Source organism: Flavobacterium sp. (assembly GCF_024642105.1).
Classification (GTDB): Bacteria; Bacteroidota; Bacteroidia; order Flavobacteriales; family Flavobacteriaceae; genus Flavobacterium.
This window is the reverse complement of sequence record NZ_JAHEBT010000052.1, coordinates 326996-341259: the sequence shown is the minus strand read 5'-3', so window position 1 is coordinate 341259 and position 14264 is coordinate 326996. Positions and strand designations below refer to the sequence as shown.

Sequence of the window (14264 nt, the reverse complement as noted above, 5' to 3'; positions counted from 1 at the left end):
TTTTATTCTTTTTTGTAGTGTAATTAGTGTAAGATTAAATTTAGGTTACTATTTGTATTCTTATTATAATTGCTATATTTGATTTCTACATCTTTGTAAAGGATAAAGTAGGTTTAAGAGGTATGAAAAATTATAAAAACGGAGCATTTTATATCGCTGTAACAGGAGGTTTTAGTGCGCTTATATATTGGATTATAAGGGAAGGAAAGTTTCTTGAGCTTAATAAATCAATTGTAAAAACGGCTAGTGAAAACGGTTCTTGGAATGATTTTGTAGACTCTATGATACATAATCTACAAGATCCATTAGCCATTCTTTTGGCCCAAATCGTGACTATTATTATTGTAGCTCGTTTTTTTGGTTGGGTCTTTAAAAAAATTGGACAACCTACTGTGATTGGAGAAATCATCGCTGGGATTGTATTAGGTCCCTCGTTATTAGGGATGTATTTTCCGGAGTTTTCATCCACATTATTTCCTGTTGAATCTTTAGGAAATTTAAAATTTTTAAGTCAGATAGGACTAATTCTTTTCATGTTTGTGATTGGAATGGAATTAGACTTAAAAGTACTTAAAAATAAAGCGAACGAAGCGGTTGTCATCAGCCATGCGAGTATTGTTATCCCTTTTGCATTGGGGATTGGATTGTCCTATTTTGTTTATAATCGTTTTGCGCCTGAAGGGGTTAAATTTTTATCTTTTGCCTTATTTATGGGCATTGCGATGAGTATTACTGCTTTTCCTGTCTTGGCTAGAATTGTTCAAGAGCGAGGACTTCATAAAACCAAATTAGGAGCTATAGCTATTACTTGTGCTGCTGCCGATGATATTACGGCTTGGTGTTTATTGGCTGTTGTAATTGCTATTGTTAAAGCGGGAACGTTTGTTAGTTCTTTATATATAATTGGGTTAGCCGCCTTGTATGTTTTAGTAATGTTGTTGGTAGTGAAGCCTTTCTTGAAACGTATTGGGGAGTTGTATGGCACAAAAGATACCTTGGTAAAACCGGTTGTTGCTATATTCTTTCTTACTTTGATTATTTCGTCGTATGCTACCGAAGTGATTGGAATTCATGCTTTGTTTGGGGCTTTTATGACGGGAGCTATTATGCCTGATGTGCCTAAGTTCAGAACGATTTTTATAGAAAAAGTGGAAGATGTTTCTTTGATTTTGTTACTACCCTTGTTCTTCGTTTTTACAGGTTTAAAAACAGAAATAGGCCTGATTAATGATCCGTATTTATGGAAAGTGACAGGGTTTATCATCTTAGTAGCTGTTGTTGGAAAATTTTTAGGAAGTGCTTTGGCAGCGAAATTTGTTGGACAATCATGGTCTGATAGTTTAACTATTGGTGCTTTGATGAATACTAGGGGATTAATGGAATTGATTGTGTTGAACATTGGTTTAGAATTGAAAGTACTAACACCAGAGGTATTCACAATGATGGTAATTATGGCTCTGGTTACTACTTTTATGACAGGTCCCGCGCTTGATTTTATCAATTTTATTTTTAAAAATAAAGAGACTGTTACTCCTGAAATTGTAGTAAACAATAATAAGTATAAGGTTTTAATTTCTTTTGGTAATAATGAAAAAGGCAAGTCACTATTGCGTTTAGCGAACAGTTTGACGAAGAAGCAAAAAAAATCAGCTTCAATTACTGCGATGCATTTGTACTTAAGCGATGAAATGCACACGTTCAATACAGAAGAAATAGAGAAAGATAGTTTTGTACCTATTTTAGAAGAATCTAAATCCTTGAATCAAGAAATCAATACGCTATTCAAAGCCACTATGGATATTGAAACTGAAATTGCTGATGTAGCTAATCAAGGCGATTATGATTTGTTATTAGTAGGCTTAGGGAAATCTATTTTTGAAGGTACTATTTTAGGGAAAGTGATTGGGTTTACTACCCGAATTATCAATCCAGACCGTTTGATAGACAAGTTCACAGGAAAAGAAGGCTTGTTTGAAAATTCTCCTTTTGACGAAAGAACGCGTCAAATTATATCCAAGACTAAAATGCCTTTAGGGATTTTAATTGACAAAGATTTACAAAGTGTTAACAGGGTATTTATTCCTATATTCACATCTGAAGATTCTTTTTTGTTGGACTACGCTCAAAAATTGATTTACAATAACAATTCGAAAGTTGAAATACTGGACGTCAATGGGGATATTCATACTAATTTTGTGGTACAAAGTGCTTTAGAATCTTTGGAACAAAAATATCCGAATAACATTAATTTGATGGAAGACAGAATCGTTAAAAAAGAATTTTTAGCCAATCAAGACGTGATGATTATCAGTCTAGAAAGTTGGAAGGCACTTGTAGACTCTCGAAGTGTTTGGTTGAGTGGTGTTCCCTCGGTATTGATTTTAAAACCCTAGGTCCAAAATGTAGCTTATTTTTACTGCAATATTGTCTTCAAACTTTAGAAGTCCGTTAGGTCCGTAACGATAAAAGCCCACTAGCCCCAGTCCTTTATAGATTTGGTTTAACTCAATACCAGATTCAAAGTATCCTTTGTTTAATGTTTTAAAATCCAAACCTAGGTGGCGTTCTGGATGCTTTAAATTTCCCCAAGCCATTCGCGTTACAAAAACAAATGAAGGTTTGACTTTTTTGAAAAGTGTGATTTTTTGGAATCCATGTTTCAATTGAAAGTGGATGTATTCACTTGAGAAAAATTCGTTATAAAACATAGTTTCAAAACTATTCTTTCCAGCAAAAGTGATGCGTTGCATAATAGTTTCTTTAGTAATGTTATTTGGAGAGATGCTGTACAAATGTGTTAAAGGAAGTTCTCCAAAAGCGTAGCCTCCTTGGATAAGTATACTCGTTTTTTGTCCGTTGAGGTGTTTTTTTTCATATTCAGTTTTCACGTCAATTTTTCCAAAATCAAAATCATTTGAAGCAATTTTAGGAACTGATTTTGTAAATTGAAAAGTAAATTTTGGGAATCGTTTTTCTACTTCAACTCTTCCAGTAGGTGTTTGCATATAATCGCTAAATGGGCTCCATTTTAAGGAAACCATTGCGGTTGTCATGGCATAGTTTGAATAGGTTTTTCCGTTTAAAAGAAAAGTGTAATTGAACTTTGGTTCTAATTTGGAAGTCGCGATTTCCCATACACTTTCTGTTTTCGGAATTATTTTGGTTTCTACAAAAGCTTTCCAGCTTTTAAAATTGTAAAAAGTACTAATGTTAAAAGGTCTTGGGTCATAAATTTTGAAACCTCTTTTGTCGATGGAGAAAATTGTACTTGCAATTTCTCGAACATCATCGGTATAGGAAACCCCAAGCCACGAGTTGGTTTGCTCTCCTAGTTGGACTCCTGTCCCAAAACTGTATTTGAAGCTGCCGTCTTTTGTACCGTAGGCTGAGTAACCTTCCACTTTAATCGTTTTAGAGAAACGATCGTTGGTTGTTCCCCCAATGCCAATTCGGAATCCTTCGTAGTTATTGAAACTAAAAAATTTTCTAAGGTCTAAATCTATAGGTCCAGCCGGAAAAAATCCATTAATAAGTCGGCGGCCAATTCTAATTTTTCGCTCTATTTGATTCTTTATGGCGATACTGTCTAATACGGCATAGGTTTTTTGACTTCGAATATCTAGGCTGTCTTTGCGATATTTATTCCAAAAATCATCGGTTCTATTTATTGCCTCTTTGTTAATTTCAAGAGCAATGGCTCCGTTTTTTATTTTGATAGGTTGATTCAATTGAAGTTCAAAATTGGTGCTTTTTGAGAGCAAATAGACAAAATCGGAAGCCTCTTTTTTTCGAGGTTGGAAGTCTTTTTCTGCATCTCCTTGAAATTGTATTGTTCCTCCTAAAAGTTTTAAATCATCATCATTATTTCCTTTGATAATTTTAAAAATCTTGTTCGACGGAAACCATACTTGTTTTTGCGTAATGAAGTTAAATTCGTGCGTCCCGCTAATGTCTAAAACACCTTTGATACGCATTACAGCTTTAGCAACTCCAAAAGTATTTTTGTCAATGTACAATACGCCTTCTAATCCAGTTGCTTTGTTTTTTTTCTTGTTTTTAAAGTGAATCATATAAACATTTCTACCTTCAATAGCAATAGAATCTAATAGTTGGTATTTGTATTCGTTAACAGCATCGTTAGCAATTGGGCTATTGTATTTGGTTTCAAAAAGTTCATAATTCGAATCATAAATGGAAAATGATTGAAGTTTAAAACCTAAAATTTCATAAATAGGTTGCTGTAGTCCGGCCATTTTAGTTCCTAAAATAGTTTCTTTTAGTTGGTTTCCATCGTATTGGTATAATGACACTTTTTCAGTTTGAAATAGGTGCTGCTTTTGTACCGTCTTTTTAAATTTATAATTTGACGAGTCAATTTTTATGTTGTTTTTAAGAATTGATATGGTGTCAATTTTTGAACTTATAGAGTCTGGATTGGCAGTGATTACGAGGTTGTTATAGCATTTAAATTCAAAACTGTCTAATTTTTTTAATGGATTGTTTTGTGTTTTTTTAGCAATAACTTTCCGAATAATGGCAACGGCAGGATTTTCTCTGGGGATAATTACTTCTTGTAAATTATTTGTGTTTTGGTATAATGAAATTTGATAAAATGATCTCCCTTTTTCTATAAGAGTTGTTTTTTTATTATAACCAATGTAAGAGATTGTAAATTCGCTAATAGGTGCTAATGTTGTAATATTAAATTTTCCATCAACATCTGAAATAGTATTCATTCCAGTAGAGATATAAATAGAAGCAAAGGGCAAGGGTTTATTACTGCTGGCGTCTTTAACAATGCCACTCCACTGAAATTGTGCTTGAATGGAAAGCGAGAACAATAAAAGAATACAATATAAGTACTTCATAAAAAAAGCCTGTTTTTCAGTAGGTTCAATTTTTGAATTACAAAAGTACACATAAAAAAATCCGCCATAACAGTATGGCGGATTTTAATTTTATAGTAAGTCTTTATTATACTTTCATAATTTCAGCTTCTTTCTCTACAAGAAGTTCGTCAATTTTTTTGATGTACGCATTAGTTAAATTTTGAACATCATCTTCGGCACTTTTACAAACATCTTCTGAAGTTCCGTCTTTTTCTAATTTTTTGATTTCGGTATTGGCATCTTTACGTGCATTTCTAATTCCGATTTTGGCATCCTCAGCTTCTGATTTTGCTTGTTTTGCTAATTCACGTCTTCTTTCTTCTGTTAAAGGCGGAACGCTAATGATTACTACATCTCCATTGTTCATTGGGTTGAAACCCAAATTAGCAATCATAATTGCTTTTTCAATGGCTTGCAACATGTTTTTTTCGAAAGGTTGTAATGTAATTGTTCTTGCGTCAGGGACACTTATTTTTGACACCTGAGAAAGCGGTGTAGCCGAACCATAATAGTCAACAAAAACACTTCCTAACATTGCAGGAGATGCTTTCCCAGCACGGATATTTAAAAATGATTTCCCTAAATGCGCAATAGAACCTTCCATCGATTCTTTGGTACTATCTAATATAAATTCAATTTCTTCAGTCATTTTTAGATTATTTAGATTTTTAGATTATTTAAATTGTTGAGGCCTTATGGTCTAACAATCTAAGAAGTCTATTTGTCTTTTTATTAAATATTTACTACAGTTCCGATGTTTTCGCCTTCGCAAATTTTAATTAGGTTGCCCTCTTTGTTCATGTCAAAAACTACGATTGGTAATTGATTTTCTTGGCTTAAAGTAAATGCAGTAGTGTCCATTACATTCAATCCTTTGCTTAACACGTCTTCAAAAGAAATGTAGTCGAATTTCACAGCACCAGCATTTTTCTCTGGATCAGAATCATATACACCGTCAACACGAGTTCCTTTTAAAATCACATCAGCGTTTACTTCAATTCCGCGTAAAACAGCTGCAGTGTCTGTTGTAAAGTAAGGGTTTCCTGTTCCCGCTCCAAAGATTACAATTCTTCCTTTTTCAAGGTGACGAACGGCTCTTCTTTTGATATAAGGCTCCGCGATAGACTCCATTTTTAAAGCCGTTTGTAAACGAGTTTTCATTCCTTTGTCTTCCAAAGCGCCTTGTAATGCCATACCATTAATAACGGTAGCTAACATCCCCATATAATCGCCTTGAACACGATCCATACCTGAACTTACACCGGCAACACCTCTAAAGATATTTCCACCTCCAATTACAATGGCAATTTCAACTCCTTTATCATGAATTTGTTTGATTTCGTCAGCATATTCTGCTAATCTTTTCGGGTCAATTCCGTAGTTTAAATCGCCCATTAAAGCTTCGCCACTTAATTTTAGAAGAATTCTATTGTATTTCATGAGTAGTTGAGTTATTTGATGCAAATATAGTTATATTCTTATTTTTTGAAATAGTGTTTTTAAAAAATAATTTGAAACGATTTTTTTAGTCTTAAGTAATAAAAGTCACTTTTTCTTTTTCTTTTAAAGGCTACCTTTGTCTATATAAAATTTAGTCTGTGAAAACCTTTGTTGCTCAGGCTTTGTTCAGAAGTCATTCGTATCCAGAATACAGAAAATTAATGGCTGATTTGTTAAAAGAAGGAAAATCCACCGCTGTAGAACAAACCCAAGAACGTACGCATTATAGTGAATTGAATGAGGCAAGGATGCATCGTTTGGATAAAACGATAAAAATTACAGAGGAAAATAGTGCCAAGTTGAAGACTTTAAACAAAAGTTATCTTTGGATAGTACTGACGGAAAGTTGGTGTGGAGATGCGGCACAAATTTTGCCAATTCTCAATAAAATGGTATTAGAAGCTAACCAAAAAATAGAGTTGAAATTAGTGTTACGTGATGAAAATGAAGATTTGATGAGTCATTTTTTGACTAACAAAACCAAGGCTATTCCTAAACTTATTGTCATTGATAAAGCGACGGGATCTGTAGTAGGTGATTGGGGACCAAGACCTCAAGGAGCTATCGATTTGATTGAAAGGTATAAAGAAAAATTTGGAGTAATTGACGAAACAACTAAAACCGAATTACAGTTATGGTACTTGCACGATAAAGGCGTGAGTACGCAAAATGAAATTATTCAGTTGCTTCAGGATTTAGAATAGATTTTTCAAACTGTTCTGGAGTCATCGCATTTTGCACATTGTAGTCGCCAATTTTAGTGCGACGCAAAGCGGTTAAATGGGAACCTGAGTTCATTGCTTTTCCAAAATCAAATGCTAATGAACGAATATAAGTTCCTTTGCTACACACTACTCTGAAGTCAATTTCTGGCAAAGCGATTCGGGTGATTTCAAATTCGTAAATGGTCGTTTTTCGGGATGCAATTTCTACTTCAATACCTGCTCTTGCGTGCTCGTACAAGCGAATTCCTTCTTTTTTTATAGCCGAAAAAACAGGAGGCTTTTGGTCAATCTCACCTAGAAATTGCTCCACTGTTTTGTGAATTAAAGCCTCGTCAATATGTGTGGTAGGGTAGGTTTGATCGATTTCGGTTTCTAAATCATACGAAGGCGTTGTGGCTCCAATAAAGAAAGTGCCGGTGTATTCTTTGGGTTGTGCCTGAATTTCGGTGATTTTTTTGGTGAATTTACCCGTGCAAATAATCAATAAGCCAGAGGCTAAAGGATCTAAAGTTCCGGCATGTCCAATTTTAAATTTTTTGGGCAAATCAAAATTACGCTTTAAAATGTATTTCAATTTGTTCACCGCTTGAAAAGAAGACCAAGTCAGCGGTTTGTCAATCAAAAGAACTTGACCATTCAAAAAATCGTCTGCTTGCATTAAATAATAGTCAAGGGATGAATGAAAAAGTGGATGATTAACAACACAATTCCGGCTACAATTCGGTAATATCCAAAAAGTTTAAAGCCTCGTCTACTTAAAAATCCAATAAATGTTTTTATGGCTAAAAGTGCCACAATAAAAGCAACTATATTTCCAATAATTAAGAAATTGATTTGCTCATGAGACAATACCAATCCGTCTTTATAATAGTCATAGCATTTTTTTACGGTAGCACCTAACATAGTAGGAACTGCTAAAAAAAATGAAAATTCAGCTGCTGAAGTACGGGCTAGTTTTTGGGACATACCTCCTACGATTGTAGCGCCACTTCTAGAAACACCTGGAATCATGGCGATACATTGGAACAATCCAATTTTTAAAGCTTTTAAATAGGTGACTTCCGTTTCTTGAGAATTGTTGAACCAATCGTCTACTTTCAGTAATAGGATTCCTCCAATTAAAAGTGAAACAGCAACAGTAACGGGATTTTCAAGTAAGGCGTCTATTTTTTTGCTGAAAAGCAAGCCTAAAACTACCGCAGGAATAAAGGCAACAAGAAGTTTGAAATAAAAATCAAACGTTTGGAAAAATCGTTTAAAATAAAGCACTACTACCGAAAGGATCGCGCCTAATTGTATTACAATTGTAAAAAGTTTAGTGAATTCGTCATGTTCTATTCCGAAGAAAGAAGAAGCGATAATCATGTGTCCTGTAGACGAAACAGGTAAAAACTCAGTAATACCTTCAATTATTGCGAGGATTATAGCTTGTAATGTATTCATTTAGGTTTTTTTTGGATTTTTCAAAATAGCATAAATGGTAATTCCAAAACCAATTAAAACTGTAGTAGGTGCTAAACGAATGCGTCTGAAATTAAATACATCTTCGTTAAAAACGTTTGGATCTTCACTTCCTCCGCCAGACATTAGAATAAATCCCAACGCAATTACAGTAATACCAATCAGTAAGATTTTATAATTTACTTTTTCAAAAAGAAATTCTTGTTTATGTTCGCTATTGTTTTTCATAAAGTCATTGCGAGGAACGAAGCAATCTCCTCAAGTTTAGTTAGTACAAATCGTCTGTTCGTAAATTCAAGAAACGTTGTGTTGCAAAATAGGTGCTCAACCAAGTAATCAAAACACCAATTCCAAAAACAGAAATCAAGACTAAAGCAATGAGTAATTGGTCGTCAAGTAGTCCTAGTTCTGGGAAATTACTTTCCAAATAAATTAATACTCCAATCAAAGCTAAAATGGCTAATCCAGCACCAATCATTCCAAGACGTACACTTCGCAATACGAATGGTTTTCTGATAAAAGCTTTGGTAGCTCCCACCATTTGCATGGTTTTGATGATAAAACGGTTGGAATGAATGGATAAACGTAGCGAACTATTGATTAGTAAAACGGCAATAATGGTAAAAAATCCGCTAATAATAAGGATCCACATACTCACTTTCTTGATGTTGTCATTTACTAAATTGACTAGTTGTTTATCATATACAATGTCTGAAACCATTGGATTTCTTCTCAATTGACTTTCTACTTTTGCAATACTGTCTCTGTACACATAGTCGGCTTTTAAGTGAATGTCAAACGAATTTTGTAATGGATTTTCACCAAGAAAAGTTACAAAATCTTCTCCAATAATGTCGGTATGTTGTTTGGCAGCAGCGTTTTTTGAAACGTATTCGAAAGTTTTAGCAAACGGTGCTTTTTTTAATTCGGCATCAAAAGATTTAATAATCGTATCGTTAGCTTCATTTTTGAAAAACACTGTCATCGCAATGTTTTCTCTAAAATCGTCCGCTAATTTTTTAGAATTAATAATGAAAAGCCCTAACATCCCTAACAAGAATAAGACTAAGAATACACTTAATACTACAGAAAAATAAGAGGAAATTAAACGGCGTTTTTGAAATTTATCGTAAGAAGAACTCATAGTTTGTCAAAATTATGGGGTAAAAATAATAAAGAATTTCTTTATTTAAAGTTAATATCGTTCAAAGTTTTAACTTTCGTACAATAAACGTAAATTTGGCACCTGAAATTGTAAAAGTTAGACCAACTTTTTCATTTTTAATTTAAAAACAAACCTATTTTCAGTCAAGGTAACGACTGAGGTAAAATAATATACAATGAAATACAATCCGAACGAAATTGAAGCGAAATGGCAAAAGTATTGGGCAGAAAATCAAACTTTTGCAGCGCAAAATAATTCTGATAAACCCAAACATTATGTGTTAGATATGTTTCCGTATCCATCAGGAGCGGGCTTACACGTAGGGCATCCGTTAGGGTATATTGCTTCGGATGTGTATTCAAGATACAAAAGACATCAAGGATTTAATGTGTTGCACCCAATGGGGTATGATAGTTTTGGATTGCCGGCAGAACAATATGCCATTCAAACAGGACAACGTCCAGAAGATACTACTTCGGTCAATATTGATGGTGGGGTTGACAAAGAAGGAAATCAAATTGCGGGATACAGAAAACAATTGGATAAAATTGGATTTTCGTTTGATTGGAGTCGTGAAGTGCGTACTTCTAATCCCGATTATTATAAGCATACACAATGGATTTTTATTCAATTATTTAATTCTTGGTACAATAAAAATTCAGATAAAGCAGAGGATATTGCCACATTAGTTGAACAATTTGAAAAAGAAGGAAATACGAATGTCAATGCAGTTTGTGATGATAACATTGCTCCTTTTTCTGCCTCAGAATGGAAAGCCTTTTCATCAGAGGAACAACAAAAAATACTATTGCAATACCGTTTAACGTATTTGGCAGAAACTGAGGTGAATTGGTGTCCGGGATTAGGAACCGTTTTGGCGAATGACGAAATTGTAAATGGTGTTTCAGAGCGTGGTGGTTTTCCAGTGATTCGTAAAAAAATGACCCAATGGAGTATGCGAATTTCAGCTTATGCCGAACGTTTATTGCAAGGATTAGACACTATTGATTGGACCGAAAGTATTAAAGAAAGTCAACGCAACTGGATTGGAAAATCAGTTGGAGCGATGGTTTCATTTAACGTCATTGCGAGCGAAACGAAGCAATCTATAGAGGTCTTTACAACAAGACCTGATACGATTTTTGGAGTTACGTTTATGACTTTGGCTCCAGAACATGAGTTAGTGGCGCAAATTACGACTCCAGAACAAAAACAAGCAGTTGAGGAATATATTGAAAAAACTGCAAAACGTTCCGAGCGGGAGAGAATGGCCGATGTAAAAACCATTTCAGGAGTTTTTACAGGAGCTTATGCTGAACACCCTTTTACAAAAGAGCCTATTCCAGTTTGGATAGGCGATTATGTGTTGGCAGGATATGGAACAGGAGCAGTAATGGCGGTGCCTTGTGGAGACGAAAGAGATTATGCTTTTGCTAATTTCTTCAAAGGTCAAAACGGAATGCCAGTCATTAAAAATATTTTTAACAAAGACATTTCAGAAGCGGCTTATGGAGATAAAGGCGGCTTTGAACTAATAGATTCTGACTTTTTGAATGGCTTAGGCTACAAAGAAGGAACAAAAAAAGTAATTGAAGCCTTAGAAAAAATAGGACAAGGAAAAGGGAAAACCAATTACCGTTTGCGTGATGCTGTTTTTTCTCGTCAGCGTTATTGGGGAGAGCCATTTCCGGTATATTATGTCAATGGATTGCCTCAGATGATTGATGCACAACATTTGCCTATCATTTTGCCAGAAGTTGCTAATTATTTGCCTACCGAAGACGGATTGCCACCTTTAGGGAATGCTGCAGTTTGGGCTTGGGATAGTGTAAATAACAAAGTCGTTGAAACGAATTTGGTTAATAATACGACTATTTTTCCTTTAGAATTGAACACTATGCCGGGTTGGGCAGGAAGTTCGTGGTATTGGATGCGTTATATGGATGCACATAATTCAACTGAATTTGCAAGTCAAGAAGCCTTAAAGTATTGGGAAAGTGTAGATTTATACATTGGCGGAAGCGAACACGCCACAGGGCATTTATTGTATTCTCGTTTTTGGAACAAATTTTTAAAAGACAAAGGGGTTGCACCAACTGAAGAACCGTTCAAAAAACTGATTAATCAGGGAATGATTTTGGGAATGAGTGCGTTTGTGTATCGTTTAGACGGAACGAATACGTATGTTTCTAAGAATCAAATTAAAGGTCAAAATGTACAACCGATTCACGTAGATGTTAATTTGATTAATAGCTCTGACGAGTTGGATATCGAAGCATTTAAAAATTGGAGAGAAGATTATGCAAATGCAGAGTTTATCACAGAAGATAATGGCAAATACATTGTAGGTCGCGAGATTGAAAAAATGTCAAAATCCAAATACAATGTCGTTACACCAGATTTGATTTGTGCTGAATATGGTGCCGATACCTTGCGTTTGTACGAGATGTTTTTGGGACCATTGGAACAAGCCAAGCCTTGGAATACAGCTGGAATTTCGGGAGTCTTCGGTTTCTTGAAAAAACTATGTCGTTTGTATTTTGACGATAACGGATTGATTGTTACAGACAATGAGCCTACAAAAGAGAATTTGAAATCGTTACACAAGACGATTAAAAAAGTGGCAGAAGATATTGAGAGTTTTTCATTCAACACTTCGGTTTCTCAATTTATGATTTGTGTAAACGAATTGTCGACTCAAAATTGTCATGAACGAGCAATCTTAGAACCGTTAGCAATTTTAATTTCGCCTTATGCACCTCACATTGCAGAAGAGTTGTGGTCTTTATTGGGTCATTCGGATTCAATTGCTACGGTAGCTTTTCCTGAATTTGAAGCAGCTCATTTGGTTGAGAGCAGTAAAGAATATCCGGTTTCGTTCAATGGAAAAATGCGTTTTACAATTGAATTGCCTTTGGATTTAACCAAGGAACAAATCGAAGAAATTGTGATGAAAGATGAGCGTACTTTACGTCAATTAGACGGAAGAACACCTAATAAAGTAATTATTGTACCTGGAAAAATCATCAATTTAGTAGGGTAGAAATTTTAGGATATAAATTAATCTGCAAATCTGTGGTTCAAAAATAACCGCAGATTCGCAGATTTTTTATTTTCAAATAACCCAATCAGCCCATAACTAAATAACCTACAATTGGATTTGCCTATCTATTTGTTGGTCTAAAGAAATAAAAGTTTCTGTTCTGGAAACGCCTTCAATAGCTTGAATTTTGGTATTTAATAAGTGCATCAAGTGTTCGTTATCCAAACAGATGATTTTAATCAAAATAGACCAATTTCCGGTAGTATAGTGGCATTCCAGCACTTCTGGAATCTTCTTTAAGTCGCGTACGGCTTCTGAATTTCGAGCGGCTTTGTCCAAATAGATTCCCACAAAAGCCATCGTATTGTAACCTAATACTTTGTGATTTACGGTAAACTTGGAACCTGAAATTACACCAGATTGTTCTAGTTTTCGTAAACGTTGGTGGATGGCAGCCCCTGAGATTCCAATTTTGTTAGCGATTTGAAGAATGGGTTTTCGCGCATCTTCCATTAAATCGCGCAAAATTTCTTTGTCGATACCGTCTATTTCTACTTGTAGGGAATTGATTTTCATAGATTGTTAATTGTAACTAAAAAGCGAATTTTAGTTGGAATTGAAAATCAAAAATACACAAAATATAATTAATCTAATCAGGAAGGAGTTTCTTGTATATAAAAAAACCATCCGAAAGGATGGTTTTGAATTGTATTTGTAAGGAGTTTATTTTCCTTTATTTGCTTCGGCAATGTATTTTTCTAAAGCCATCGTCATGGATGGTGTTCCAGGAGTTGGAGCCATAATGTCAATTCGTAATCCGTGATCCAACGCCTCTTTTTGAGTAGTGCTTCCGAAAACGGCGATACGCGTATCGTTTTGTTTGAAATCAGGAAAATTCTTGAATAATGATTTGATTCCTGTTGGGCTAAAGAAAGCTAACACATCATAATATACATCAGCTAAATCAGACAAGTCACTCATTACTGTTTTGTAAAAAGTAGCTGGAGTCCAATCTACTTTTAAACCGTTTAGAGTAACAGGAATATCAGCATTCAATTGGTCTGAAGCAGGTAACAAGAATTTTTCGTCTTTGTATTTTTTAATCAAAGGTGATAAGTCAGCAAAATCTTTTGGACCTACGTATATTTTACGTTTTCTGTACACCACATATTTTTGTAAGTAAAATGCAATGGCTTCTGATTGGCAAAAGTATTTTAATCCTTCAGGAACTTTGTAACGCATTTCTTCGGCCACTCTAAAAAAGTGATCTACCGCGTTTTTACTTGTTAAAATAATTGCACTGTAATTATTTAAGTCAATTTTTTGCAGTCTAATTTCTTTGGCGCTAACCCCTTCTACGTGAATAAAAGGTCTGAAATCAATTTTTATTTTATGCTTTTGTTGCAGCTCAAAGTACGGAGAATTCTCCACTTTAGGCTCTGGTTGCGACACCAAAATTGTTTTCACTTTCATATTTAACT

The 14264-nt window shown here is 34.6% G+C and carries 12 protein-coding genes; 3 read left to right on the top strand and 9 right to left on the bottom strand.

The annotated features are described in order from the left end of the window. Window positions 1–122: 122 nt before the first annotated feature. The gene (locus Q0L65_RS07105) at window positions 123–2393 is read left to right on the top strand and encodes a cation:proton antiporter (RefSeq protein WP_296684819.1); all 2271 of its coding nucleotides are present in this window, start codon (window positions 123–125) and stop codon (window positions 2391–2393) included. Here Q0L65_RS07105 and Q0L65_RS07100 read toward each other — a convergent pair. The 3 genes from Q0L65_RS07100 to pyrH form a co-directional block, all read right to left on the bottom strand. Further along, the gene (locus Q0L65_RS07100; protein WP_296684817.1) at window positions 2382–4868 is read right to left on the bottom strand and encodes a DUF5686 family protein; all 2487 of its coding nucleotides are present in this window, start codon (window positions 4866–4868) and stop codon (window positions 2382–2384) included. The genes Q0L65_RS07105 and Q0L65_RS07100 overlap by 12 nt on opposite strands. A 106-nt stretch (window positions 4869–4974) precedes the next feature. Further along, window positions 4975–5538 carry a ribosome recycling factor gene (frr, locus tag Q0L65_RS07095; protein WP_296684816.1) on the bottom strand — a complete coding sequence of 188 codons (564 nt, stop codon included), beginning with the start codon at window positions 5536–5538 and terminating at the stop codon, window positions 4975–4977. A gap of 83 nt (window positions 5539–5621) precedes the next feature. Then, window positions 5622–6329 (bottom strand): UMP kinase, encoded by a 708-nt coding sequence (gene pyrH, locus Q0L65_RS07090; protein ID WP_296684814.1) that lies wholly within the window; start codon window positions 6327–6329, stop codon window positions 5622–5624. Window positions 6330–6487: 158 nt separating this feature from the next. On the opposite strand from pyrH, the gene Q0L65_RS07085 reads away from it, so the two are divergent. Beyond that, the gene (locus Q0L65_RS07085) at window positions 6488–7093 is read left to right on the top strand and encodes a thioredoxin family protein (RefSeq protein ID WP_296684812.1); all 606 of its coding nucleotides are present in this window, start codon (window positions 6488–6490) and stop codon (window positions 7091–7093) included. On the opposite strand, the gene truB is transcribed toward Q0L65_RS07085, so the two are convergent. Genes truB through Q0L65_RS07065 form a run of 4 tightly spaced genes read right to left on the bottom strand, consistent with a single transcriptional unit; the run spans window position 7065 to window position 9719 of the window. Beyond that, the gene (truB, locus tag Q0L65_RS07080) at window positions 7065–7772 is read right to left on the bottom strand and encodes a tRNA pseudouridine(55) synthase TruB (protein WP_296684810.1); all 708 of its coding nucleotides are present in this window, start codon (window positions 7770–7772) and stop codon (window positions 7065–7067) included. The genes Q0L65_RS07085 and truB overlap by 29 nt on opposite strands. After that, entirely contained in the window at window positions 7772–8557 is a 786-nt protein-coding gene (locus Q0L65_RS07075; RefSeq protein ID WP_296684809.1) for an undecaprenyl-diphosphate phosphatase, read from the bottom strand. Before Q0L65_RS07075 ends, truB begins: the two co-directional genes overlap by 1 nt. After that, window positions 8558–8803 carry a DUF3098 domain-containing protein gene (locus tag Q0L65_RS07070; protein WP_296684807.1) on the bottom strand — a complete coding sequence of 82 codons (246 nt, stop codon included), beginning with the start codon at window positions 8801–8803 and terminating at the stop codon, window positions 8558–8560. A gap of 40 nt (window positions 8804–8843) precedes the next feature. Beyond that, window positions 8844–9719 carry a permease-like cell division protein FtsX gene (locus Q0L65_RS07065; RefSeq protein WP_296684806.1) on the bottom strand — a complete coding sequence of 292 codons (876 nt, stop codon included), beginning with the start codon at window positions 9717–9719 and terminating at the stop codon, window positions 8844–8846. Window positions 9720–9915: 196 nt separating this feature from the next. On the opposite strand from Q0L65_RS07065, the gene leuS reads away from it, so the two are divergent. After that, entirely contained in the window at window positions 9916–12783 is a 2868-nt protein-coding gene (leuS, locus tag Q0L65_RS07060) for a leucine--tRNA ligase (RefSeq protein WP_296684804.1), read from the top strand. Between the two features lie 105 nt (window positions 12784–12888). Here leuS and Q0L65_RS07055 read toward each other — a convergent pair whose 3' ends face one another. Continuing rightward, window positions 12889–13359 carry an Lrp/AsnC ligand binding domain-containing protein gene (locus Q0L65_RS07055; RefSeq protein WP_264534381.1) on the bottom strand — a complete coding sequence of 157 codons (471 nt, stop codon included), beginning with the start codon at window positions 13357–13359 and terminating at the stop codon, window positions 12889–12891. A gap of 147 nt (window positions 13360–13506) precedes the next feature. Beyond that, complete coding sequence (locus Q0L65_RS07050; RefSeq protein WP_296684802.1) at window positions 13507–14256, bottom strand: uroporphyrinogen-III synthase; 750 nt, start codon at window positions 14254–14256, stop codon at window positions 13507–13509. Window positions 14257–14264 lie beyond the last annotated feature (8 nt).

Coding starts and splice junctions, on each gene's coding strand:
- leuS (WP_296684804.1), top strand. CDS start 9,916: ATGAAATACAATCCGAACGAAATTGAAGCGAAATGGCAAAAGTATTGG.
- Q0L65_RS07105 (WP_296684819.1), top strand. CDS start 123: ATGAAAAATTATAAAAACGGAGCATTTTATATCGCTGTAACAGGAGGT.
- Q0L65_RS07075 (WP_296684809.1), bottom strand. CDS start 8,557: ATGAATACATTACAAGCTATAATCCTCGCAATAATTGAAGGTATTACT.
- Q0L65_RS07055 (WP_264534381.1), bottom strand. CDS start 13,359: ATGAAAATCAATTCCCTACAAGTAGAAATAGACGGTATCGACAAAGAA.
- Q0L65_RS07100 (WP_296684817.1), bottom strand. CDS start 4,868: ATGAAGTACTTATATTGTATTCTTTTATTGTTCTCGCTTTCCATTCAA.
- frr (WP_296684816.1), bottom strand. CDS start 5,538: ATGACTGAAGAAATTGAATTTATATTAGATAGTACCAAAGAATCGATG.
- Q0L65_RS07065 (WP_296684806.1), bottom strand. CDS start 9,719: ATGAGTTCTTCTTACGATAAATTTCAAAAACGCCGTTTAATTTCCTCT.
- truB (WP_296684810.1), bottom strand. CDS start 7,772: ATGCAAGCAGACGATTTTTTGAATGGTCAAGTTCTTTTGATTGACAAA.
- Q0L65_RS07050 (WP_296684802.1), bottom strand. CDS start 14,256: ATGAAAGTGAAAACAATTTTGGTGTCGCAACCAGAGCCTAAAGTGGAG.
- pyrH (WP_296684814.1), bottom strand. CDS start 6,329: ATGAAATACAATAGAATTCTTCTAAAATTAAGTGGCGAAGCTTTAATG.
- Q0L65_RS07070 (WP_296684807.1), bottom strand. CDS start 8,803: ATGAAAAACAATAGCGAACATAAACAAGAATTTCTTTTTGAAAAAGTA.